19 protein-coding genes and 2 tRNA genes are annotated in these 24793 nt (G+C 48.8%); 19 read left to right on the forward strand and 2 right to left on the reverse strand.

The window, feature by feature from the left end; genetic code table 11:
* The first annotated feature begins 2 nt into the window (after nucleotides 1–2).
* The 5 genes from smc (at nucleotide 3) to BGX12_RS02580 (ending at nucleotide 8732) form a co-directional block, all read left to right on the forward strand.
* Entirely contained in the window at nucleotides 3–3560 is a 3558-nt protein-coding gene (gene smc / locus BGX12_RS02560; protein ID WP_109734529.1) for a chromosome segregation protein SMC, read from the forward strand.
* A 92-nt stretch (nucleotides 3561–3652) separates the two neighbouring features.
* Entirely contained in the window at nucleotides 3653–4549 is an 897-nt protein-coding gene (locus BGX12_RS02565; RefSeq protein ID WP_233246217.1) for a DMT family transporter, read from the forward strand.
* An 80-nt stretch (nucleotides 4550–4629) separates the two neighbouring features.
* Nucleotides 4630–5541: a MoxR family ATPase gene (locus tag BGX12_RS02570; RefSeq protein WP_109734531.1), complete on the forward strand. Its 912-nt coding sequence runs from the start codon at nucleotides 4630–4632 to the stop codon at nucleotides 5539–5541.
* A 9-nt stretch (nucleotides 5542–5550) separates the two neighbouring features.
* The gene (locus BGX12_RS02575; protein ID WP_109734532.1) at nucleotides 5551–6789 is read left to right on the forward strand and encodes a DUF58 domain-containing protein; all 1239 of its coding nucleotides are present in this window, start codon (nucleotides 5551–5553) and stop codon (nucleotides 6787–6789) included.
* Nucleotides 6786–8732 carry a transglutaminase family protein gene (locus BGX12_RS02580; protein ID WP_109734533.1) on the forward strand — a complete coding sequence of 649 codons (1947 nt, stop codon included), beginning with the start codon at nucleotides 6786–6788 and terminating at the stop codon, nucleotides 8730–8732. The genes BGX12_RS02575 and BGX12_RS02580 overlap by 4 nt, the downstream gene beginning before the upstream one ends.
* Nucleotides 8733–8765: 33 nt before the next feature.
* Here BGX12_RS02580 and BGX12_RS02585 read toward each other — a convergent pair whose 3' ends face one another.
* On the reverse strand, nucleotides 8766–9347 hold the full coding sequence (locus BGX12_RS02585; protein WP_109734534.1) for a hypothetical protein: 582 nt from the start codon (nucleotides 9345–9347) through the stop codon (nucleotides 8766–8768).
* 178 nt (nucleotides 9348–9525) lie between these two features.
* Here BGX12_RS02585 and BGX12_RS02590 point away from each other — a divergent pair, with 178 nt between their 5' ends.
* The 11 genes from BGX12_RS02590 to hemB all read left to right on the forward strand — a co-directional run bounded on the left by BGX12_RS02590 (nucleotide 9526) and on the right by hemB (nucleotide 22303).
* Nucleotides 9526–10812 (forward strand): FKBP-type peptidyl-prolyl cis-trans isomerase N-terminal domain-containing protein, encoded by a 1287-nt coding sequence (locus BGX12_RS02590; RefSeq protein WP_109734535.1) that lies wholly within the window; start codon nucleotides 9526–9528, stop codon nucleotides 10810–10812.
* A gap of 69 nt (nucleotides 10813–10881) precedes the next feature.
* Nucleotides 10882–12801 (forward strand): tRNA uridine-5-carboxymethylaminomethyl(34) synthesis enzyme MnmG, encoded by a 1920-nt coding sequence (gene mnmG / locus BGX12_RS02595; protein ID WP_109734536.1) that lies wholly within the window; start codon nucleotides 10882–10884, stop codon nucleotides 12799–12801.
* A 62-nt stretch (nucleotides 12802–12863) separates the two neighbouring features.
* On the forward strand, nucleotides 12864–13193 hold the full coding sequence (locus tag BGX12_RS02600; RefSeq protein WP_109734537.1) for a hypothetical protein: 330 nt from the start codon (nucleotides 12864–12866) through the stop codon (nucleotides 13191–13193).
* A gap of 116 nt (nucleotides 13194–13309) precedes the next feature.
* A complete protein-coding gene (locus tag BGX12_RS02605) occupies nucleotides 13310–13918 on the forward strand; it encodes a penicillin-binding protein activator LpoB (RefSeq protein ID WP_109734538.1) in 609 nt (202 codons plus the stop codon).
* A gap of 141 nt (nucleotides 13919–14059) precedes the next feature.
* Nucleotides 14060–15232, forward strand: a complete 1173-nt coding sequence (gene nirJ1, locus BGX12_RS02610) for a putative heme d1 biosynthesis radical SAM protein NirJ1 (RefSeq protein WP_109734539.1) — start codon at nucleotides 14060–14062, stop codon at nucleotides 15230–15232.
* An 8-nt stretch (nucleotides 15233–15240) separates the two neighbouring features.
* Complete coding sequence (locus BGX12_RS02615; RefSeq protein WP_109734540.1) at nucleotides 15241–16275, forward strand: Lrp/AsnC family transcriptional regulator; 1035 nt, start codon at nucleotides 15241–15243, stop codon at nucleotides 16273–16275.
* A 98-nt stretch (nucleotides 16276–16373) separates the two neighbouring features.
* Complete coding sequence (hemA, locus tag BGX12_RS02620) at nucleotides 16374–17666, forward strand: glutamyl-tRNA reductase (RefSeq protein WP_109734541.1); 1293 nt, start codon at nucleotides 16374–16376, stop codon at nucleotides 17664–17666.
* Nucleotides 17663–18628, forward strand: coding sequence for a hydroxymethylbilane synthase (hemC, locus tag BGX12_RS02625; protein ID WP_109734542.1), 966 nt, complete (start codon nucleotides 17663–17665; stop codon nucleotides 18626–18628). Before hemA ends, hemC begins: the two co-directional genes overlap by 4 nt.
* A gap of 65 nt (nucleotides 18629–18693) precedes the next feature.
* Nucleotides 18694–20349, forward strand: coding sequence for a uroporphyrinogen-III C-methyltransferase (gene cobA / locus BGX12_RS02630; RefSeq protein ID WP_109734602.1), 1656 nt, complete (start codon nucleotides 18694–18696; stop codon nucleotides 20347–20349).
* Nucleotides 20321–21313, forward strand: a complete 993-nt coding sequence (locus tag BGX12_RS02635; RefSeq protein WP_109734543.1) for an NAD(P)-dependent oxidoreductase — start codon at nucleotides 20321–20323, stop codon at nucleotides 21311–21313. The genes cobA and BGX12_RS02635 overlap by 29 nt, the downstream gene beginning before the upstream one ends.
* A gap of 21 nt (nucleotides 21314–21334) precedes the next feature.
* On the forward strand, nucleotides 21335–22303 hold the full coding sequence (hemB, locus tag BGX12_RS02640) for a porphobilinogen synthase (RefSeq protein WP_109734544.1): 969 nt from the start codon (nucleotides 21335–21337) through the stop codon (nucleotides 22301–22303).
* Between the two features lie 13 nt (nucleotides 22304–22316).
* Here hemB and BGX12_RS02645 read toward each other — a convergent pair whose 3' ends face one another.
* Nucleotides 22317–23255 carry a tyrosine recombinase gene (locus tag BGX12_RS02645; RefSeq protein ID WP_109734545.1) on the reverse strand — a complete coding sequence of 313 codons (939 nt, stop codon included), beginning with the start codon at nucleotides 23253–23255 and terminating at the stop codon, nucleotides 22317–22319.
* 91 nt (nucleotides 23256–23346) lie between these two features.
* Between BGX12_RS02645 and BGX12_RS02650 the strand changes: the two genes are divergently transcribed.
* From BGX12_RS02650 to BGX12_RS02660, 3 genes are all read left to right on the forward strand, one after another.
* Nucleotides 23347–23419 (forward strand) — tRNA-Lys (locus BGX12_RS02650).
* 108 nt (nucleotides 23420–23527) lie between these two features.
* Nucleotides 23528–23600: transfer RNA gene (locus BGX12_RS02655), tRNA-Lys, on the forward strand.
* Between the two features lie 215 nt (nucleotides 23601–23815).
* Nucleotides 23816–24739, forward strand: a complete 924-nt coding sequence (locus BGX12_RS02660) for a nucleotidyltransferase family protein (RefSeq protein WP_109734546.1) — start codon at nucleotides 23816–23818, stop codon at nucleotides 24737–24739.
* The last annotated feature ends 54 nt before the right edge of the window (nucleotides 24740–24793 follow it).

The following is a 24793-nucleotide window of genomic DNA, read 5'->3' on the forward strand; positions in this document are numbered from 1 at the left end:
CTGTGCAGATTACAAAGTTAAAGATTTTTGGTTTTAAGTCCTTTGCTCAGAGGACTGAAGTGAACTTCCCGACGAAGGGTCTTACCGCTGTGGTGGGTCCCAATGGTTGTGGTAAGTCCAACATTACGGATGCGATCCGTTGGGTGCTTGGCGAACAGAAGGCCGCGGCACTCCGTATGGGCAAGATGCAGGACGTGATTTTCAGTGGTACGGAAGAACGTGCCGCTATGAGTCTTGCAGAAGTTTCCATTGTGATCGATAATAGCGATGGAACCTTGAATTCTGAATATTCCGAAGTGATTGTTACCCGTCGTGTCCATCGAGACGGTACGGGTGAATACCTGATTAATAACCAGGAATGCCGTCTTCGCGACGTCCATGCCTTGTTGTTTGACTCTGGTTTGGGTTCCAGTACCTACTCCCAGATGAACGCCGACATGATCAAGGCCGTTCTTTCGGATAAGGCCGATGACCGCCGAGTTCTTTTTGAAGAAGCTGCTGGCGTGAGCAAGTATAAGCAGCAGCGCAAGGAAACCCGCCGCCAGTTGGAACGAGTCCAGATGGATATGGACCGTGTGGAAGACAACCTGCGCAGTGTCCGCCGTTCTGTACGTCAGTACGAAACTCAGGCAGAAAAGGTTAACGAGTATAAGCGTTTGAGCAAGCGTCTTCGTGAACTGGACTTGTCTGTCAGTATCGACAAGTTTGAAGACATGAAGGAAGGTCTTGGTACGCTGGAAACGACCACCAAACGTATGAATCACGAGGTGGAAACGGCCAAGACGAACGCAACCGTCCTTCAGACGAAGATTGACGAAAAGAAGCTTTTGATCAGCGAAGACGAAACCGCCTATCGCGACCTGGAACGTGCTGTCCAGACGGCAACCATCGAGTTGAACGATCTGGATAACCGCATTATGCGTATCCGTGATGTGATTTCCACCCTGGAAAATGCCAACGATAAGGCTCAGGATGAAATCAATCAGAACCAGACTAAGATCCAGGACCTGACAGACGAGCAGGGCCGACTGGAAGAAGAAAATCGAGTTCTCAGTTCCGATAGCGACATGGACGAAATGAACGCCCTGCTGGAACGGGAACGTGAAACTCTCCAGGTCATGCGTGATAAGCTGGATGACTTGCGCCAGCAGTCCAGGGAACTGTCCAACGAACGTTTGCAAGCTACCCAGAAGGCAAATGCCTTGAAGAGCCGCTTTGAACGTATGGATGCAGAATCCTCCATTTTGCAGGGAAATCTGGAAAAATGGAACGGCGAACTGGCTACCCTTAACGGTCAGAAATCCGAAGCGAATGAAAAGCTGCAGGATATCCAGCGCCAGGTTGATGAAGCCAATCAGGATGTGGAACGCCTGAATGAACAGAAGTCCACCCGCGAAGAACGTCTGGATAGTGAACGTGCTGATTTGGCTGAAGCTCAGAAGAAACTTCAGGATTTGACTAACGAGAAGACTCGTCTTCAGTCCCGTATCGATGTGCTCCAGAGTGTGGCGAATGAAGGTACGGATGCAAGCCGCTGGCTTGTGGAAAATAAGGCTGAACTGATTGGTGGACTTCTTTCTGAACGTATTGAAGCTGCTGCAGAATATGCATCCTATGTGGAAGCCGCACTTGGAGACTTGATGGATGCTGTCATTGTTGCCAACGATAGTGCCGTAATTGACATCGTGAACTCCATGAAGGGTTACAATGTGGGACAGGCACTCCTTGCCCTGGTTGGCGATAGCGCTCCTGCCTATAACGGCTCTGTGGATGGTGCAGGTGTGGTTGGCTGCCTTAACAAGTTTGTTACCGCCGATGCAGAAATTGCTTCCTGGCTGTCCGGTATTCTTTCACGCTACTTTGTGGTGGAAAATCTGGATGTAGCGATTTCTCTTGCCAAGAGCATGAGGGACCAGGATCTTTGCTTTGTGTGCCCTGACGCCATTGTGCGTACCAGCGGTCTTGTTTCCAGCGGTGCGGCTACCTCTGGAGCTCTTTCCCGCAAGAACGAAATTGCCGATGCGAATGCCTTGCTGGAAAATGTACTGGCAGATATTGAAACCCAGAACGAAGAAATTGCCCGAATCCAGGATCTGGTGGATGAAGATGTCCAGATGCTGGATTCCCTGGTGGATGAAATTCGGGAAAAGACGGATGTCGTTCGTGGTAGTTCCGCTCAGGTTTCCATTCAGAACAACGTGATTGCTGGTTGCGACCGCCGTATTGGGCAGCTGGAAAGTGAAATTCGTAACGCACAGGCAAAAATTCAGGAAGCTGCTGATTCCAAGAATAGCGATGTTGAACTGAACGAAGCAAACGCCGCAGTTGAACGGGTGGAAGTTGATTATGCCCGTGTGAACGATGAACTGACGGAACAGGACACCATCTTCCGCGAAAAGGAAGAGGATGTTCGCGAATTGGAACGTGCCGCTCAGGACAAGAACGCTAAACTTACTCAGAACTCTAGCCGCTTGAGCAACATTCACGACCAGATTGAGTTTTTGGAAAATTCCAATCGCACTCGTATGGGCGAAATCCAGACCAATAGCGAATCCATCGAGAAGAATCGTGTGGATGAACAGGAACTTGCTGGCCAGCAGCAGTCCAAGGATTCCGCTCTTCGTGAATTGGAAAATCAGCGTGACCTTGCTCGTGAAAAGTACGAACTGGTTTCTGGTGATTTGGATGACTGGCAGAAGGAAGTAAACCGCCTTCGTGATGACATGATCGAGAAAATGCACGAGTTGAATGATGTGGACCGCCGTCAGCAAGCCTTGCAGGCTAATTTGGACCGTCTGGTGGAACGCATTACCAACGAATATACCTTCGACCTGTCCAATCCTCCTGATGAATTTGAACGTGTGGAATATAGCCAGCCGGAAGCGGATCGTGAAATCCGCGAACTTCGTGGCAGGATCAAGGATCTGGGGCCCATCAACGTCAACGTGATGGAAGATTACGAAGACGAAAAGAAGCGCCTGGAAGAAGTGGAAAAGCAGTTCGACGATCTGGACCGCGCCCGTGCAAGCCTTGACCGTACCATTACCAAGCTGGATGATATCGCCCGCCAGCGTTATCTGGATACTTTCAACCGTATTCAGAAAAACTTCCAGTTTGTGTTCAGTAAACTGTTCCTGAACGGCGAAACCAAGATGAGCCTTGTGGAAAAAGTGGACGAAATGGGCAAGCCCATGGATATCCTGGATGCGGACATCGAAATCAACGTCCGTCCTACCGGCAAGAAGATGCGTGGCATCAAGGCTTTGTCCGGTGGTGAACACGCCTTGACCGCAACGGCATTGCTGTTCGCCATCTATATGGAAAAACCGTCTCCCTACTGCGTGCTGGACGAAGTGGATGGTCCTCTGGATGATGCAAACGTCGGTCGTTTCATGGCTCTTCTCCGTGAATTCAGTAAGCAGACCTTGTTCATCGTGGTGACCCATAACAAGCGTACCATGGCTGAAGCCGATATGCTCTATGGTGTGACCCAGGAAATTAAGGGTATTTCCCGTATTGCTAGCGTCCAGCTGGCAGATGCAACAAAGTTCGCGATGTAGTAGTTTAGGGGCTAGGGGCTAGGATCTAGGGACTAGGGCTGATGGCGCCAAGCGCAAAAGAAAATTTTGAAAAGGAGTCAAGGACATCATCCTTGAAGGGTTTTGTTTTTGGCTGCCTTGCTGGTGTTAGCTACGGCACCAATCCTTTGGGTGCTCTACATTTGTATAAGGAAGGCTTTTCTCCTGATACCGTTCTCTGCTATCGTTTTGCGTGGGCGGTACTCCTTCTTGCCTTGCTGATGGTCTTTGGCGGAAAAGGATCAACGAAGAAAAAATCACTAGCGGAGACATTCTGCGTCAAGAAAAGGGAACTCCCTGTACTGATTATTCTAGGAATACTTTTTGCAGCCTGTGCCTTGATGCTTTTTGCCTCCTTCAATTATATGAGTGCAGGACTTGCCAGCACCTTGCTGTTTCTTTACCCTATGGAGGTGGCCTTGATTATGGGGCTGTTCTTTAAGGAAAAAATGACGGCTAAGGTGGCTGTGTCCATAGGACTTTCCCTAGCTGGAGTGGTTCTCCTGTATCGTGGGGGAGAAGGGGGTGAAGCCCTGAGTACCGTTGGTGTTCTGTTGGTAATCTTGTCTTCGCTTTTCTACGCAATTTATATTGTGGTTGTGAACAAGGCGGATTTGCAGATGGGTTCTGTCAAACTCACTTTTTATGTGATGCTTTTCTGCCTTATGTCTTTGTTGGTTTATTCAATTTCCTTTGGTTCTGGAATCCCTCCTGTTCCGGCAAATTTAAACCAGCTGGGCTGGGGCTTTATGCTGGGGCTTGTGCCGTCTGTCATGTCCCTGGTGTTTATGGCCAAGGCGGTAAAGTTGGTTGGCTCTACACCTACAGCCATTATGGGCGCTCTTGAACCATTGACTGCCGTTGTTATTGGCGTTATGGTTTTTGGAGAAAATCTTACGGGTCGCCTGATGGCAGGAATCATCCTGATCCTTGTGGCGGTAACTCTTCTTGCTATTAAGAAGAAAGCCTAATAGCCTTCCCTTTGTCATCTAGAACCGATGCATGCTGATATAGGCCTGCATCGTTTTTTTAAAAGCATTATATTTATAGCATGATCAAATCTTTAATGAATGCTTTGAATAACGTCTTGCTGGGCAAGAACGATACGGTAGAACTTTTGACCATGGCTCTTCTGGCGGATGGTCATGTGTTGATCGAAGATGTGCCTGGTACAGGGAAGACCACTTTAAGCAAAGCTCTTGCGGCGGCCTGTGGTGCTGATTTCGCACGTATTCAGTTTACTCCTGATCTTTTGCCTGCCGATGTGACAGGTGGTGCTGTATTTAAGGCTAATACTGGAGATTTTGAAATCAAGAAGGGGCCTGTCTTTACTCAAATCCTTCTGGCGGATGAAATCAACCGTGCATCTCCGAGAACCCAGAGTTCCTTGCTGGAGGCCATGGAAGAACGTCAGGTTTCCCTGGAAGGGGAACGTCACAAGCTTCCTGAATTGTTCATGGTGCTGGCTACGGAAAATCCGGTGGAATTTCATGGGGTGTTCCCGCTGCCGGAAGCCCAGATGGACCGATTCATGGTTCGTATTTCCGTCGGGTATCCTACTGCGGAAACGGAACTGGATATTCTGCGTTCCCATCGTGAAAGCCGCCCTATCGATAGTGTTATGGCGGTGACTACTCCGGATGAAATTCTTGCTGCCCGCAAGAAGGTTTCTGCAGTTCATATCGAGGAATCCCTGGAACGCTACATTGTGGCTCTGGTGCAGGCATCCCGAAATGACGGGGGAGTACGCCTGGCGGCAAGTCCTCGTGCAGGTTTGAATCTTGTGCGTATGGCGCAGGCTTGCGCCTTTATTCAGGGCAGGGATTTTGTGAATCCGGATGATATTCAGCGCGTGTTTTTCCCGGTCATGGAACATCGCGTTTTCGCAAAGGACAGTGCGACGCCGGATGCGTCTAGAAATATCTTGCAGAATATCCTGAAGAACGTAAGCATCCCGAAATAGGGTTCGCCAATGTTTTCCTTCCTTAAATGGTTTGCAGATGCGGTTCCCCGTGCGCCCAAGCGTCCGGGGCTCCTGATGCGTCTGTACTATTTCTGGCAAGAATACTTTACCTCCCCAGGTCGCGCCGCTGCTGCACTTTTCCCTGTGGCGATGATGGCGGGTGGTATTCCTGGTTTTTGGGCTGCCTGGGTGTTTTGCGGTCTGGACTTTTTGCTGTTCCTGGGAATGGTTCTTTCCCTTTTTGCGACTGCTCGCCTTACGAAAATTTCCATAGATGATGTTTCTGTAACGCCTGTTTTTGAAGGTCAGACATCCAAGGTTTCTGCGGTGGTTTCCGTTCATAAATCTTCTGTAGATTCTGTCTTGTTGTCCTGTTTCCGATTGGATCCGTCCCTTAAATGCGAGGAAATGGATTATACCTCCATCTCCATTAAGGATGGCTCGAAAAAGCTGGAATGCTTTATCCGTACGACCCGTAGAGGGGCGTTCCCGCTGAAGAATATTTCTGCAAGTGTGCCTGAAATTATGGGCCTGCTTCGCAATCCCTTTGATTTTCAGGGAACATCTGAATTGCTGGTGTATCCTCGTCCGGTAAAGGTGGGGGCATTTCCTTTTTTGACTTCTGGAGCAAGCGGGGCTGTATTTGCTCCTCTTCTGATGCCTAGCCTTACTCGGGGCATGAACTTTGTTGGGGTTCGCGAATACCGGGAAGGAGATTCCCTGAGGGATTTGCATCATAAGGCTTTTGCCCGATATGGCCGCCCCTTCACCAAGGAATTCGAGACGGAGCGAGGCGCCGGTGCAATCCTCGTGCTTGATACGGTGGCTCCCTCCATGTCCAGCCGTGCCTATCTGGAAGATGCCATGCGGCTTGCAGCAGGTATAGGACGCTGGATGTTGGATCAGAATATTTTAGGACGTTTCTTCATTGATGACGAGGAAATTTCCATTCAGGGGCTTGCTGGTCATGACCGTATGGAAAGCCTGCTTGAATCTCTTTCCCGCATTGCGCCCGCAAGGATTGTCGGTGGGAAAAAGTCTGGCCCCTGGTCCCCAGCGGCACGCCCGATGGATCCGGTACTTCGCATTGGCCTTTACCCGAAGGATGATGCGCTAATCCATAAGCACATCATCGTTTCCTCCAGTAAGAATCCTGACTTTAAGTCGGAACATCCGGATAATACTCTCTTTGTGGATTCCGCAGAAATAGCCTCCGCTCTCGACCGGGAGAAGGAGGTGAACCTGTGATTCGTCATGAAATTGTAGATGTGCGCTATGTGGCTAGGGTGTTGTTCCTTTGCCTGACTTCCCTAAACTTTGGGAATACTTTTGGCTGTATTTGGCTTGGAATTCTATTTGCACTTTATTTCCTGGTTGTCGGAGTCCAGAATACTTCTAGCCGTAGGGATTTTTCCAAACGTCCGAAATTCAAGAAACTTCCTGTCTATTTGGCCATTGTTCCTCTGGCGATGTATTGGATGATCACCCCTGGGGTCCAGAATGGCGTGAACCCTTCTATGGTGTTCTTGCCTGGACTTTACCTCCTGTTCCTTACGGCCTTGCAGGAGCGAAGCCGTGGCAATGGTGGTTTCGAGGTCTTTGTACATTTTGATGGCTTGCTTGTGTTGATGAGCAGCTGCTTCCAGGCACCCCATGGGACGTTTCCCATTGTACTCACAGGACTTTTGCTTCTTTTGGTAAGCGGAAGCAGACGGGGAACCGCTTTCTACAAGTATATCCTTTTTCTGCTGTTGTTTGCCGCACTTGGAGGAATCTCCTATGGTGGATGGCAGCATTGGAAAAACAACCGTAATGGTGGTGGTGGATGGGCTGCCGAATACGAGAAGAAAAATCGAATGATGGGTTTTGATCCCATCGCTTCTCTAGGGTCTTTTGGTGAAAGCTATAATTCCAAATACAATAATCAGGTGGTCCTTCGAGTGTGGGATGAGAATCCCCCTAAGTACATGGTGGCCGCTCGATATTCTACATACTCCGTAGGATCATGGAAACTACCACGGACTCCTGCGAAGACTCTTACTCCAAGCTACTACCAGGTGGATTATCCTGTGATGGAAGTGGTGGATTCCATAACCCGTCAGGGTGCGGAACGAATTTGGGTGCAATCTACGTTGGATAATTTCGGTTTCCTGTTTGCGCCTAATGGTGCTGTAGGTTTTTCTGCGAAGGATATTGATTCCCTGCAATATTTCTCTGGTGGCATGGTTACGGGATTGAACCAGAACGGAACCCGTTCCGATTGGAACTATTTTGTCTGTAAGAATGCTGAATGCCCTGTTCCCAGTGAACTTGCCCAGCCTGATTCTGCCGACCTGCACGTTTCTCGTCTTTATGAAAGTCTAGTTGATAGCGTTGTTGATGCGATGAACTTACGCGGCGATTCTGGATTTGTAGTCCTGGAAAAAGTAAACGATTATTTTTCCGCAAATTTCCAGTACTCCCTGCAAATTCCGGGACTAGAAAACCGGCGTTATTCCAGTGGACGGATTGATCCCCTCTATGTATTTTGGAAAAATAAGCAAGGTTATTGTGAATATTATGCCTCTTTGTCGGTATTGGTTTTACGACGCATGGGAATTCCCGCTCGTTATGTAACAGGCTTTGCCCGGCCTGAGATTTCCAAAGGGAGCCCCTATGGAATTTACCGAAGGAAAAACGCTCATTCCTGGGTGGAAGCCTATGTGGGTAACTCCTGGTACATCTTTGACCCGACGCCAGTCATTGTCAATGGAAAGGAAGTTGAACCGTCCTGGATTGCCAATTTCTTAGAAGGTGTTCAGGCAAGATTTGCCAAGTGGAGCCATGCCCTTAAGGAAGGGGAGTGGAGAAACGCTCTAGACAGCTGGCAAAATTATGTTCAGACTGCGTCAGATAGCCCCTTGACTTACGGGATTATTTTCCTGCTAGTCCTTACGTTGGTTGGCCGTCGGGTTTATGTCGCTCACCGTCATAAGCCTAGGAATATTTCCGCTAATTCCGCATTGGCCAAGGAGTGGGCCCGTAAGTTGACGCAGGCGGAGTACCAGCTTTCTCGCGTGGAACTTCGCCGGGACGCAGGAGAAACCGTGGGACATTTCCTTGCGAGAATAAAAAAGCAGCCCCTGGAAGGGAAGGCTGCTCTTGCGCGGAAAACTCTAGAAGACTACGAGCTGAACCGCTGGACTCTGTAAAGAAAAGCCGAACTGAGTTCGGCTCTTTTCTTGTTATTTCTGGTTTGCGGGAATGGAGTAGACTTCGGTGTAGAAGGAAAGGAAATCTTCCTTGACGCCAAGAGAGGTGGTCACCTGGTTGGCGGTCAGCCAGACGCGACCCACGTCCATTTTGATTGTTGCTCCATCGTTGGTCATGGTCGGGTCGAAGCTAAGAGTCTTCTTACCGATGCACAGGTTGCCACGGGTAATGGACAGCTTGACTGTAGGGCCTTCTACGTTGAACATACCTTCGATGGGATTACAGTCGGGATTGCCGTAGTTCATGTCGTTGGGGGACAGGGCCAACTTAAACATGTCGGTCTTGACCACTGCGCCGGTAGACTTTTTTTCCTTGTCCACGTAGAACTGCAGGGAACCTGGTGCTCCGCTAAAGTTCAGGCCTTCCGCATAATCCTTCTTTTCCCTGCTGACGACGCCATTGAAATTCCAGGTACCCATGAGGCAATCGCGGCTGACGCCTGCGGCGCACAGTTCTGCCTTGGTAGGATCTGGTTCTTCTGCATCGCTGCAGCCAGAAAGGACTGCCAGGGAGGCAAGGCTAGCAAAAGCAAGCATCTTAGTAAACTTTTTCATATATCTCCTCAGAATTTTTACTGAATATAAGAAAATCTTTTTTTTACAGCACGATTATTGACTTTATTTTACTTGCGTTTTAAGGCTTTTTTGCCCGGTATCGTGATTTTTTTTATATTTCCCTACGAAAAAACGAGGTATAACCGTCTGTTGGGTTATACTTGATAAGGAGTCAAAGATGAATATTAAGAAGCTTGCGCTGGGAACTCTTGCCCTCGCTTTTGTAGCTTGCAATACCGAAAGTAATTCTGACGTGGTAAAGGTGAACGATAAAACCACCGACGATCAGAAGTTCGCATACATGCTGGGTGCTCAGTTTGCAGGTCAGAGCGCAACTACCATTCCTCGCCAGATGGGCGAAGAAATCCATGTAGATGCTCTGGTTCAGGGTATTCTGGATAACGAAAAGGCTGTTGCTGATACCTCTTTCAAGTTCCAGATTCCTATCGATACTCTCCATGCGCTGAACAATCAATACTATGCAATTGCTCGTGAACGTTCCGAAAAGGCTCGTCCGGATAGCGCAACTCTTGCCAGCTTCAATGGTGACTATGCTAAGATCCAGGCTTATGTTGATTCTATTCAGAACACTCTGCCCATCAATCCGGCTGACCCTCAGTCTGGTATTCCCATGAAACTTTCTATGGAATCTAGCAACAACCTGAAGATGTCCTATCTGCTTGGCTTGCAGTTCGATACTCAGCTTCTTTCCGTGGGCAAGGTCCTGGAAATGACCCTGGATTACAACTACTACATCCTGGGTATTCGCGATGCTATTGCCAAGGTCAAGGATTCCAGTTTCATCATGCAGATCCCGCAGGATACTCTGCAAGCTATCGGCCTCCGTTACCAGAAGAAGGCCGAAGAAAAGCGAGCTGAAGCCCGTAAGAAGTTTGAGGATGAACAAAATGCCCTGATGGAAAAGGTGAAGTCTTTCAAGGGTGATACTCTTGCCAACGGCATGCCCCAGAAGATGAATTACACCGTTAAGGTTACCGGCATCACGAACAAGGTGGAAGACTTGAGCTCTTATGCTGGTAAGTCCCTCCTGGTATTCTACTTCTCTGCAACTTGTGGCCACTGCCAGCATGCAGCTCCCCAGGTTTATGAAATTGCCAAGGCTTTTGCTGACAAGGGCCTGACCACTATTGCTGTTGCTAGCGGTGGAAACAACAAGACCGGTATCCGCAAGTTTATGGACAACGCCAAGTGGGGTGACGAAATGAACGTGGTCTGGGATGAAACCCGTATCTTTGGTGAACTCTATAGCGACGGCTACGTTCCCAAGCTCTATGTGGTGAACCCCGATGGCACCTACAAGCTTTACGCTGCCTTCGAAAACGACAAGGAAACCATGAAGAGCGATATTGAAGCTCTCCTGAAGGGTACTCCTGTTGTCTGGAATCCGGAACCTCCTAAGACGGATGAAGCTCCTGCTGCCGCACCTGCTCCCGCTGCAAAGTAGTAGATGAAATTTGGGCGCGCCTTCTCAGTGATGGCGCGCCTTGTTTTTTGAAATCTGTTCGAGTTTGATATGAGTGCAATTCTTGCGCAATATGATGTTGTTGTAATCGGTGGTGGCCATGCTGGTATCGAAGCTACGCACGCCGCCTGGAAAATGGGCGTCAAGACAGCCATGCTTACCATGGATATTGACGCTATTGGACGAATGAGCTGCAATCCCGCTGTAGGTGGTGTTGCTAAAGGCCAGATTGTCCGCGACATCGATGCGCTGGGAGGCCTTATGGGCTTGCTCACGGATAAGGCCGGTATTCAGTTCCGTATGTTGAACATGAGTAAGGGGCCTGCTGTATGGGGCCCTCGAGCCCAGTGCGACATGAAGTATTACAGTGAGGTTGCCAAGGAAGTGATTACAAGCCTTCCTGGCCTGGATGTACTTCAGGGTGAATTGGCCTCTTTTGAACGTATGGAAGATGGACGACTGGAATTGACTTTGCTGGATGGCAAACGTTATATTACCAAGTCTATTGTTATTACGAGTGGAACCTTCCTTGCTTCGAAAATGTTTACCGGTCTGGAATCCAGTATCGGTGGTCGAGTAGGGGAGCCTAGTTCTGATAAACTGTCTGAATGTCTCCAACGTTTTGGAGTGGCGCTGCGTCGCTTGAAGACTGGCACTCCCAGCCGCCTGGACCCTGATTCCATTGATTTCAATGAGTGCGAAGTTCAGCGTGGGGATGATTGCCCTTGGCCTATGAGCGACCGCCATCTGGATAATTCTGTTCCAGGCTTTAATGCGGACTATTTCTGGGGCGACCCTAAGAATCATTTTGTTCGTAACGATTGTGTTTGCTGGATTACCCGAACGAACATCAAGACTCACGATATCCTTCGTAGCGGTTTCAAGGATAGCCCCATGTTCAGCGGTCGTATTCACGGTAAGGGCCCTCGTTACTGCCCCAGTATCGAAGACAAGATTAATCGCTTTGGGGACCGTGATGGTCATCAGCTGTTCCTGGAACCGGAACAGGCCGACATTGGACGCGTGTATATTAACGGATTTAGCTCCAGCCTGCCTGCGGATATCCAGCTGGCCGCTATTCATACCATTCCTGGTTTGACCCGTGCCCGCGTGCTGCAAATCGGTTATGCGGTGGAATATGATTCCGTGGATGCAACCCAGCTTTACCCGACTTTTGAATGCAAGAACGTGCCGGGCCTTTATTTTGCCGGTCAGGTTTGCGGTACCAGTGGTTACGAAGAAGCCGCTGGTCAGGGCCTGATGGCTGGCATTAACGCTGCCCTTAAGGTGAAGGGGGAGGAACCCCTCATTCTTGGACGTTCCGAAAGCTACCTGGGGGTCATGGTGGACGACCTGGTCAATGTCCTTCTGGATGAGCCCTACCGTATGTTCACCAGCCGTGCGGAATACCGTCTGTTCCTCCGTAGTGACAATGCGGATGCCCGCCTGAAGGAGCATGCAAAGCGAATTGGAATGCTTTCTCCTGTGGATTATGATGACTGGATCCGCCGTAAGCAGCTGATGGAAGACCTGAAGGTGCGTCTGTCTAGCGAATCCGCCCTGCCGGAAGAGGCCAACAAGGTTCTTGAAGCTGGGGGCCAGGCGCTTGCAACGGAACGAACCCGCTGGATGAACGTGCTCCGCCGTCCGGGAATTGACCCTGAAGTATTTTTCAAGGTGGCTTTGCCGGATGTGGAAATCTCTCGTCGCGACCAGTGGAACATGTACGCGGAAGAAATTTATGCCGGATTCTTTGACCGTCAGGCCCGCGAAATTGACGACCAGAAGAAGATGGAATCCGTAAAATTGTCCCCGGATTTGGATTATATGGCCATTTCGGCCATCAGTATTGAAAGTCGCCAGCGCTTAAATGCTCAAAAGCCCCTCACTTTGGGCCAGGCAAGCAGAATTCCGGGGGTCCGCCCTGCCGATATTACAGTTTTGGCCCATTGGCTGGAAAATCGAACATAGACAGAGGGTAAATTTTTTATTATCTTTGGCCCGTCAATTAACATTATTACAAGAGGTATATCATGGCAGAAGAAAAAGTTGAAGAAGTTAAGGTTGAAGCTGCAGAAGCTAAGGTAGAAGCAAAGACTGAAGTTAAGGCTGCCGATAAGAAGAAGGCTCCCTTCAAGAAGGGTGGCAAGCGTCCGTTCAATGGTAAGCGTGGTGGCAAGTTCGGTGCTAAGGCTCCGGCTGCTAAGGCTCCCAAGGTGTTCAGCGATTCTCTCGAAGATCGTTTCCCTGCACTCGCTGCAAAGCTGAAGAAGCAGATTGAAGACGGTATCAAGCAGAAGATCAAGGATGCTCAGAACGACCCCAAGGTCGCTGCAGCTTCCAAGAAGTTCGCTGACAAGTAATACCTCTACTTTTGGTTCTTTCCAAGAAAAAAGACCTCCGGTTATAGTCGGAGGTCTTTTTTTATGTAAAAATTTTTGTAACTTTTGAACCAGAAAATTACTAAAGGAGAAATATCATGCGTAAACTTTTCTGTCTTCTCGCTCTGGGTATGAGTCTTTGCCTGATTGCTTGCGGTGGCGGCAATAGCAAGAAGGTGACCCGTCTGGACGCAGGTTCTACTACTGACCTTTCCGGTAAGTGGAATGATACCGACTCCCGTCTCGTTGCCGAAGAAATGATTCCCAGCTGCTTGAACAGCGGCAAGATTTCCAAGGCTATTGCCGAAATGGGCCGTACTCCCACTGTCGTTATTGGCAAGGTGAAGAACAAGAGCCACGAACATATCAGCGTCGAAACCTTCATCAAGGATATGGAACGCGTCCTCATCAATTCTGGCGAAGTGGACTTCGTTGCCGGTGCAACCGAACGTCAGGCTCTCCGTGATGAAGTGATGGATCAGCGTGGCAACGCTACCGAAGAAACCGCTAAGGAACTTGGCATGGAAACTGGCGCAGACTGGATGCTCACTGGCTCCATCAACACCATCGTCGACCAGGAAGGTGGCCAGGCTGTAATCTTCTACCAGGTTGACCTGGAACTCACCGATCTCCAGAGCCACAAGAAGCTGTGGATTGGCGACAAGAAGATCAAGAAGTTCATCTCCAGAGATGCTGCAAAGCTTTAATCGGTTTTCTTGGAGTCATTCTGAGCGTAAGCGAAGAATCTAGGTTCTTAATGAAAGGCGCGGCTTCGGCTGTCGCCTTTTTTTGTTGCTGTTTATAATTTCTACATTTGATACCGTAGAAATTAAACCGCGAGTGATTTAATGATCAGTATTACCAAGCTTTTGATGGATGCTCCTAACTATGGAGACCAACTTCGTTACACCCCCAAGGCTCACGAATCCAAGAACGGTGTTTCTGAAGGCCGTGGCCCGGTAGTGGTATGGAATTGCACCAAGACCTGTAACTTGAAGTGTGTTCACTGCTATGCACGTTCTGAAGCTATCAAGTATCAGAACGAACTTACCCACGAAGAAGGCTTGGCTCTCATTGATCAGCTTGCGGAATTTAACGTTCCCGTGATTCTGTTTAGCGGTGGCGAACCGCTGCTCCGTCCGGATTTCTTTGAATTGGCCAATTATGCTGCCAGTAAGGGAATTCGCCCCACCATTTCTACCAATGGCACCTGCATTACTCCGGATGTGGCTCAGAAACTGAAGGATATGGGCGTTGGCTATGTAGGCATTAGCCTGGATGGGAACGAGTCTACTCACGACAAGTTCCGCGGTAAGGAAGGTGCCTACCAGTTGGCTATTCGCGGTATTCGTAACTGCGTGGCAACTGGACAGAAGGTTGGCCTCCGCTTTACCATCACCAAGGACAATTTCCGCGATCTGAATTCCATTTTCGACCTGATTGAAGCTGAAAATATCGATCGCGCCTGCTTCTACCATCTGGTCTATAGTGGCCGAGGCAGTGGCATTGTGGATCATGACCTGACTCATGAAGAAAGCCGTGAAGTAATGGACCTGATTATTGATCGCGTTCTTGATTTCAAGAAGCGTGGCCTGAACAAGGAAATCCTGACGGTGGATAATCACGCTGATGCAGTGTACCTCTATCAGCGCATGAAACGAGAAGATCCGGAACGCGCCAAGAAGATTCTTGAACTGATTCAGTGTAATGGCGGTAACCGCAGCGGCATGGCTTTTGGTAACATTGATAGCATTGGCAATGTCCATCCGGACCAGTTTACTCAGTACATTACCCTGGGTAACGTTCGTGAACGCAAGTTCGGCGATATCTGGACGGATGAATCCAATCCCATTATGGCTGGCCTCAAGAACCGCAAGCCCCTCCTGAAGGGACGTTGCCCCAAGTGCGCCTTCCTGAATCTCTGCAATGGTAACTTCCGTACCCGTGCAGAAGCTGTTACGGGCGACTTCTGGGAAATGGATCCGGCCTGCTACTTGACTGACGACGAAGTGGTGATTTAGACGAGAGAATGTCGGATTTAGAACAACGTATTCTTGATGTTATCCAAGATGGCTTTCCTGTCGTGGAGCGCCCTTATGCTGCTATTGCGGATTTGCTGAATAGGAGTGCTGCAAGTCTTGCTGATGGATGTCGGCATTTGCGGTGTTGTTCTGAACAGCAGGTTTTTGATGTTGTCGAATCCTTGCGTTCCTCGGGCGTAATCCGTCGCATTGGGGGCGTGTACGACACGAAGCGTCTTGGTCTGGTCAGTCGCCTGTGTGCAGGAAAAGTTCCCGAAAATCGGCTGGACCAGTTTGCCGCTACTGTCATGGAAATTTCCGCTATTACCCACAATTACATTCGCTCTCACGAATACAATGTGTGGTTTACCGTGATTGCGGAAAATGAAACGGCGCTCCAGACCATTATTGAAAATCTCTGCGGGTTGACTGCTTTGCATGACGTCCATTCCATGCCTGCCAGGAAAATGTTCAAGATCAATACCGTGATGACTCGGCAGTCCTGTTCGCAGAAATCTTCAGGAACAAACCCTATGGGTCATGCTGGGGAAACTCAACATCAGCTGCTGACGCATGAAGACAAAATCCGAATTCGTTTGCTGAGCGGCGATATTCCTCATACTCTGACTCCGTTTAAGGATGTGTTCCAGAACGCGAGATTGTGCGAATCAATGTGCTTTGTTGATTTCTTGGATTGTGCTCGTAGGGATATTTCTGAAAAACGCATGCGTCGTTTTGGCGCTGTCCTGCGTCATCAGCAGGCGGGCTTCCCTTACAATGCCATGGTCTGCTTTGATGTAGGGGAAAATGCCTCCGAGGCTGGTGCAAAATTGGCGGCCAACCCTCATGTGTCTCACTGCTACGAACGTCCACCTTTTGAAGGATTTCCCTACAATGTTTACGGGATGTTCCATGCCCAAAGTGAAGATGAATTGTCCAGATTCGTCCAGGAGGCCGCAGAAACGCTTGGAAACCCGAAGTACGCGGTTCTTCATTCCCTGAAGGAATTAAAGAAAACGAGCTACAAGTATTTTGCGGAATAGGCAAAGACGAATTCTCCGGTAGTATTTTCCCGAAGGCTGGCATTAAAAATAGAGAATACAAGTAAAATACCTTAAGGCTATTTTTCTACATTTGGGCCATGCGTAAGATTTACATGGCAGGAATGAATCATAAGGTGGCGGAAATTGCCGTCCGAGAGAAGTTTTACATTCCCATGGATGTGAAAACCGAAGCTCTCAAGAATAATCCTTTTGATGAACTTTTGATTCTTGCCACTTGTAACCGCACGGAAGTTTATGTGGCCTCTGATCGAACTCTGGAACAGGATGAACTGGTCCGCTATGTTTGCGATCTTGCTCATCAGAAGTACGAGGATTTCGTCCAGTTCTTTTATTGTTCTGAAGGGGATGCGGTTGTCCGGCATGTGATGAATGTCTGTGCTGGCCTTGACTCAGTGGCGGTGGGCGAGGATCAGATCCTTCACCAGATTGGCCGCGCTTACGAAACTGCTCATCAGCATGGCACAACGGGAAATAGCCTGAATAAGCTTTTCCAGAGTGCAATCCATACTACAAAACGGATCAAGACGGAAACCAACTTGAGTAAACTCAGTTGCAACATTCCGTTCCTGGCCATGAAACAGGTTCAGAAGACTTTTGACGACCTGGAAAATCGTTCCGTGTACATTGTTGGCCTAGGGGAAATGGGTTCCCTGATGCTCAAGTACGTTCAGGAAAATACCACCAAAATTTTTGCCAGCAGCAGGACGTTCGCCAATGCAGAAAAGTTTGGGGATGTGCTGACTCCAGTTCCTTTTGAAAATCGCTACAGTGTGATGGGTAAGGCGGATGTAATGATTCTTTGCAGTGCCTGCCAGGAACCTATTGTCACGAAAAGTGAATACAAAAAGAATGTCATGCCGACTCAGGTCGGCATCGGCTGTTCCAATAAGCAATTGGAAAGGAATCGACTTGTCATAGATTTAGGCAGTCCGCGAAATGCGGAAGCGTCTATTGGTGAATTGCCGGGCGTCCAGTACGTTTGCGTGGATGACCTGGAAAAGATAGTTTCTGAAAATCGTCGACTTCGCATGATTGAACTGGAAGCCGCCCAGAGGATCCTCCAGGAAGGTATTGAAGAATTCCTGCAATGGTATCGCATGGATGACGTGGCCAAGCAAATCAATATCCATGCAAGTCAGATGGTTTCTACTGCCGAAGAGGAGTGTGAAAAACTTCTCCGCTCCATGCCTGATTTGTCTGCCGAAGATTCTGAACGCATCAGGATGATGTATGTCCGTTTTGCAAAGAAGATGGCCAACGATTATTTGTACAAGGTGAAAGCTGAAAACTCCGCTGAAGATGTAAAAATTTTCCTGGATTGTCTTGATAAAGTCATGCTGACGAAAACCGGCATGACGGGGGTAAAATGAAATTAAGAATCGCAACCCGAAAGAGTGCGCTTGCTCTGGCTCAGACAACCATGGCTGCAGACGAAATCGTTGCGGCTAACGCAGGACTGGCTTACGAACTGGTATCCATGACTACCGAAGGGGACCGCCGTCTGGACAAGTCCCTCGCTAGCTTTGGTGGTAAGGGTGTTTTCATTAAGGAACTGGAAGTCGCTCTTCTTGAGGGCCGTGCCGACATTGCAATTCATAGCCTCAAGGACATGCCTGCAGAGGTGCTGCCGGAATTCAAGCTGGCTGCAGTTCTTAAACGAGAAGACCCGCGAGATGCTTTCCTTGCCCGCGGCGGTGCTGCAGGCGTGAAGTTCATGAATCTGCCTGCAGGTGCAAAAGTAGGTACAGGAAGTGTCCGTCGCGTAGTACAGCTGAAGGCCTTGCGTCCGGATCTGGAATACGTGCCTATCCGCGGAAATATTCAGACCCGTATTTCCAAGCTTTCTGAATTGGATGGCGTTGTTCTTGCTGCCGCAGGCCTTAAACGTATGGGCCTTGAAGATCAGGTAACGGAATATTTTGATACGGACAAGATGCTTCCTGCAAGTGGGCAGGGAATTCTTGCCATCGAGACCCTTGCAGACCATGCAGAAAACTTGCAAGGTCATGCCGACGAATGTCTGCATCAGCTGTCCTATCCCGAAATTCAGGCAATCCTCTCCCGTGTTAACCACATGGAAACCTTTTGCATTGCCGTTGCGGAAATGGCTTTCCTGAAGGCTCTTGATGCAGGCTGTCAGTTCCCAGTGGCAAGTTTTGCCGAGTATGGTCACGGAACCTTGAAAATTCGCGGCATCTATTGGGATGAATCTAGCAAACGTCTTCTTCGGGCGGAAGATTCCGCTCCTTTGGATATTGGTGCTGAATCCGCTTTGCTTTGTGCAAAATCACTAGGCGTGAGTCTTGCTGGGAAAATTAGGAATCAACTTTAAAAAAGAAGACTTCTACATTGGGATTTGAAATTTCCACAGATATTCCATTTATTTCTAAATTTGGAATGATGAATGGAAAAGTTTATTTGATTGGTGCGGGTCCTGGTGATCCGGGATTGTTCACCCTGAAAGGGAAGTCTATTTTGGAGGCGGCCGATGTGGTCGTCTATGATCGACTTGTTTCCCCCTCGATTCTGGCTTTTTGCAATGAAAAGGCTAAAATGGTGGATGTGGGCAAGATGCCTACACATCATAAGGTGAAACAGTCCGAAATCAATAAACTGCTGGTGAAGTTCGCCCAGGAAATGCCTGGGGCAACCATTGCTCGCCTAAAGGGCGGAGATCCCTTTGTTTTTGGAAGAGGCGGTGAAGAAGGCCTTGAACTGGTCGAGGCTGGAATTGAATTTGAAGTGGTTCCTGGCATTACATCAGCCATTTCCGTTCCTGCCTATGCAGGTATTCCTGTAAGCCATCGTGGAATTGCAACGAGCTTTCATATTATCACAGGCCATGAACGAGAAGATGGTGAGGCCGGTGGCCTTGATTTTGACGCGCTAGCCAAGTGCCCGGGTACTTTGATTTTCCTTATGGGCATTTCCAATATGGAAACGATTTCCCGACGCTTGATCGAATGCGGTAAGGATCCTAAGACACCTTTGGCTTTTATTGAAAAGGGAACCACTCCTTATCAGCGTACAGTGACCTGCACTTTGGAAACGGCAGGGGAGACTATTGTCCGTGAAAATGTGACCGCTCCTGCTATTACCATTATGGGCGGTGTGGTGGAACTGGGTAATACACTTGCCTGGCGAAAGAAAATGCCGCTCTCCGGTAAGCGTCTTGTGGTGACCCGCGCTGCAAAACAGTCTAGCGGAATCACTGCTCGATTGACCGCTCTCGGTGCCGAAGTCATTGAAACACCTATGATCGAGACTCGTGGGGTTGAACCTCGCGTTGGTTCTTTGGACGGGAATGTTGCAGATTTTGCGGACCTTGCAAACTTTGATGTCCTCGCATTCACAAGTACGAATGGCGTAGAAAGTTTCTTCGAATCTTTGTTCAAGGCGGGCTTGGATATTCGTGTCCTTGCGGGTAAGAAAATTGCTTCTGTGGGTAAGATCACCGAAAAGAAACTGCAGGAACGAGGCATCCGTTGCGATTATGTTCCTGAGGATCATACGGGCGAAGGGCTGGGCAAACTGCTTGCTTCGATGTGTGCTTCCGTCCCGTGTCATTCTGAGCTATACGAAACTAAGAACTTTAGTTCTCAAGTTGAGTTATGCCCTTTGGGTAGAAGCACGAAGTGCGAAGTCGAAGAATCTAGCATTGACGAGTCCCGCATTCTCCTGTTGCAGGGCAACCTGGCAGACGACACTCTGACGACTCTTCTCCCGAAGGCTATCCGCTGGGTGGTTTATGAAACCCTTCCGGTAACTGAAATGCCTGACTGGAAACGTGAAGCGGTCGCTACTGCAGACGCTGTGGTATTTGCAAGCTCCAGCGCCGTGGAGAATTTTGTGAAGTTGCTACCTCAAAGCACCGAAGGTGTGATCTCAATCCCCAGCGCGCAAAGCCCTCGCTTAGCGTTCTCCATCGGTCGCATGACTACCGCCACAGCAAAGAAGTATGGCTTTGAAGTGGTTGAAAGCGAAGAAACCACCATGGATTCCTTGGTGAAGAAAGTTGTAGAATATGAAAGTTGTCCTGATCATCGCGCATAACTGCATCCGTCCGGGCGCTTACCGCGGTTTCGAAACCGTATTGGATCGTCTCCGTCACGATATGCCTGATGCTCGCATCGCAAGCACCAGCCTTGTGGATTTGGACAACGACCTTCGTGCCCTTTTGCGTGAGGATGTGGAGTCGGTGACGCTGTTGCCCTACTTGCTATTGAATGGACAACATTCCAAAGGGGATATTCCCGCAATTGTTGCTAACGCCCAGAAGGATTTCCCTCAAATTCCAATGACGCTTTTGCCGCCTCTTGGTGAATGGGATGGCTTTGCGGATATGGTTGTGAAGCAGGTCTGTAAGGTGAATGAATCTCCTTTCTCCTCAAAGGCCCGAAGCTCCGACCTCAAGCCACAAAGCGTCACGAAATCATCCCTCTTCGCCATCGAAGTGAATCTGGAAGGCAAGAATGTTCTTGTGGTTGGTGGGGGCCGTATTGCCCTTCGTAAGGTGAAGACTTTGATTCCTGCAGGAGCCCGCATTACTGTTGTTGCGCCTCAGTTTGATCCTGAGTTTCACATCCTTGCGTCGGAACTTTCCGATCCCGATAAAATCGTCAATCATCAATTGGCGATCGTCAATTTGGTCGAGCGTCCCTACGAATCTTTGGACCTTCGTGGAGTTTCCATGGTGTTTATCTGTACGGACCAGCCTGTGGTAAATGCTCAGGTCAGCAACGATGCCCGTGCCCGACGCATTATGGTGAATAATGCCTGCGATTATCTGGACGGTGATTTTATTGTTCCCGCAAGAATGGACTTCGGTGAAAATATTACCGTCACCGTTTCTACCCGTGGCCGCGCCCCCAGTCTTGCAAAGAAATTAAAACAGAAAATCCAAACGGATTGGGCTGAAGACCTAGTTCTACTAGAAAAGTCTTTTACAAGTCAAGTTGATGATAATCAGCAACCTCAAAGCGGCAACGCCGCGTCCTCACCCCTCAAAGCGCCGTAGGTGCGCCCTCAAACTTAAATTATGATTATACGTCCTCGTCGTTTACGCCAAAATGAAGTCATCCGCAATATGATTGCGGAAACCGCAGTGAATCCCGCTTCCCTCATTTACCCCATGTTCGTGGTTGAGGGGGAAGGTGTTAAGGAAGAAATTCCTTCCATGCCTAACCAGTTCCGCTTTTCCATTGACGAACTGCTGAAGGAAATGGAATCTTTTGGTCCTCTCGGCCTTAAGTCAGTATTGCTGTTCGGTATTCCCGACCATAAAGATGAAATGGCTACGGAAGCCTACGATGAAGATGGTATTGTCCAGCGAGCAATCCGCGCTATCAAGGCTAAGTTTCCGGAAATCTACGTGGTGACCGATGTTTGCCTTTGCGAATACATGAGCCACGGTCACTGCGGCATCATCAAGAATAATGATGTGGATAACGACCCGACCTTGGAACTTCTTGCAAAGACTGCGGTCTCTCAGGCTGCCGCCGGTGCGGACATGGTGGCTCCCAGCGACATGATGGATGGTCATATTACTGCCATCCGTGAAGCTTTGGACGAAGCGGGCTATACCAACACTCCCATCATGGGTTATAGCGCCAAGTTCGCCAGCGCCTACTACGGACCTTTCCGTGATGCCGCCGATTCCGCACCCCATTTCGGCAATCGCAAGACTTACCAGATGGATGTCCGCAACGGTCGTGAAGCCCTTCACGAAGTGGAATTGGATTTGGAAGAAGGTGCCGATATTGTGATGGTGAAGCCGGGCCTCGCTTTCCTCGATGTACTCCGCCAGACTGCTGAAGTCAGTAACGTTCCTGTTGCCGTCTACAACGTCAGTGGTGAATACTCCATGGTGAAGGCTGCCGCCAAGATGGGCTGGATTGATGAAGATGCCATCATTCGCGAAAACCTCATCGCTTTCAAGCGTGCCGGTGCTGACATCATCATTACCTATCACGCCAAGGATGCCCTGGAAAAAGGCCTGCTGAAGTAAGTTGGACAATTGCCTATTTGTCGCTGCGTTCTCGAGGATGGAACGACTTGTGTTCCTGCTTGATAAATTCTTTATCTACGTGAGTGTAAATTTGGGTCGTGCTAATATCGGCATGGCCTAACAATTCCTGGAGCACTCGCAGATCCATTCCCGCTTCCAGACAATGAGTGGCAAAACTGTGCCTAAAGGTGTGTGGCGAAACTTGCTTGGTCAGGTGAAGCGTGTGCTGTTGAACTATTTTCCAGGCGCCCATACGGCTCATGGGATTCCCTCGGGAATTCAGGATGACATTGTCGGTGGAAGGATGGGTGAGGGGGCGTCCGACTTCGATCCATTCCTTCAGGTTTTCCTTGGCCTTGGAACCTAGCGGGATTAAACGTTGCTTATTTCCTTTGCCGATGGGGGTGAGCCATTCGTTATCCAAGTCCAATTGAGCCAGCTTGATGTTCAATGTTTCTGAAATGCGAAGGCCGGCACTGTACATCAATTCAAATAGGGCAGTGTCCCGCAAGGGATTCTTTCCCTGGGCTGCGCTTTCAAATACGCTATCAACTTCTTCACGAGTCAAGTATTGCGGTAGGTAATGGCCGAGTCGGGGCGTTGCCAGCATGGATTCTGTGCTGAAGTCGTACTCGCCCTGGTTCTGCATGTATTTCAAAAAACCGCGGAGGCTGGAAAAATGACGGGCAACGCTTGTGGCTGCATATACCTCCTGATCTCCGTCTCGGCTTTTGGATGTATTGTCCTGCCCTTTAACCTTGTTAGCCATGGTAGTGAGGAACAGGTCCAGTTTTTCCGGAGTTAGATCTTTTAGGTCGATGGCAGATTCGTCCAGCCATGTAACAAAATGTCTCAGGTCCTCCTGATAGCTCTGGATGGTCATGGGCGAAAGGTTTCGCTCTACTCCCAGATAAGCCAGAAAGGCGTCAAGGCGGTTGGAATTCTTGCTCATGTCAAAAAAAATAACTTTTTTTACCGAAATCCCTTGCCAAGGTCCTGGAATAATTCTAATATTGTGCCCGTCGATGAGACAAAGCGACAATGGATGATTAGCTCAGTTGGTAGAGCAGCTGACTCTTAATCAGCGGGTCGCAGGTTCGACCCCTGCATCATCCACTAAGCTCTCGAAAGGGAGCGTAAAAGCGACAGACAAAGATAAGCGCTCTCGAAAGGGAAACGAACTTTGAAACTTCGACTTTTATTTTTGCGATCGTTACCAACAATGGATGATTAGCTCAGTTGGTAGAGCAGCTGACTCTTAATCAGCGGGTCGCAGGTTCGACCCCTGCATCATCCACTAAAAAGATCACTCGAAAGGGTGGTCTTTTTTGTTGTATGTTCTATTTGGTATGTTTTCTTGCAAGAAGGCTTGTTTTGACTCATAAAAAATTAGAGTTTAATGATGATGCATTATCAATGGGTTTGTTTTGTCCTATCCATTGATGAAATTGTAAGAAAAAACTATCTTTTTATGACGATAGAGTTAAACTTTTAACAAGTTGGTTGCACTCAATGAAAATTGTATTGCCTGTTGCTGGTAACGGATTGCGACTCCGTCCTTATACGGAGAATGTTCCGAAATGCTTGCTTCCCGTTGCCGGAAAGACGATTTTGGATTGGATCGTAGAGGATTCCCTTTTTCTGAAGCCTGCTGAAACTGTTTTTATTACAGGTTACAAGGCTGATGTCGTTGATGATTTTTTGAAGAATCGCACAGAATGGGGAAATACTCGTACGGTGCTGCAGGCTAATCCTCAAGGGTTGGGTGAAGCAATTAGTCTTGCCCTTCCGTACGTTGAAGACGATGAACCGCTTTTGATTATTTTGGGTGATACCCTTTTCGAAGCTGATCTTACTGTGCTGGAGCATGCTCAGGACAATATTCTGTACACCTACAAGGTGGACGATCCTCGTCGCTTCGGTGTCGCTGTAACCGATAAGGACGGTCGCATTGAACGCCTGGTGGAAAAACCTCAGGAATTTGTCTCCGACGAGGCTATTGTTGGTATTTATTACATCAAGGATACCAAGGTTCTAAAGGAATCCCTGAAGTACCTTATGGACAATAATATCCGTACCAAGAACGAATTCCAGCTGACGGACGCCCTGGAAATGATGATTCAGAAGGGTTGCTCCTTCCGTACCGCTCCTGTTGCTAAGTGGCTGGATTGCGGTCTTGCAGAAACCTTGCTGGAAACTAACGCAATCGTTTTGAATCGTAATGACAATTCTGCGGAAGCAGACTTTGAGGGTTGTGAAATCATCGCTCCTTGCTATATTGGCAGGGATGTCCGTATGGTCAACTGCAAGATTGGTCCTAACGTGTCTATCGGTGATGGCTGCTTTATCGAGAACAGTTCCTTGCAGGATGTTGTCGTCTGGGACGGCGTAAAGATTTCGGACAAGCAGTTGGATAACATCATTATCCACGAGTAAAATTGGGTGAGTTAAGGCGGTTTCGCCTTAATGCATATAGAGACGGCTCCCTTT

This window comes from Fibrobacter sp. UWR4 (assembly GCF_003149045.1).
Lineage (GTDB): Bacteria > Fibrobacterota > Fibrobacteria > Fibrobacterales > Fibrobacteraceae > Fibrobacter.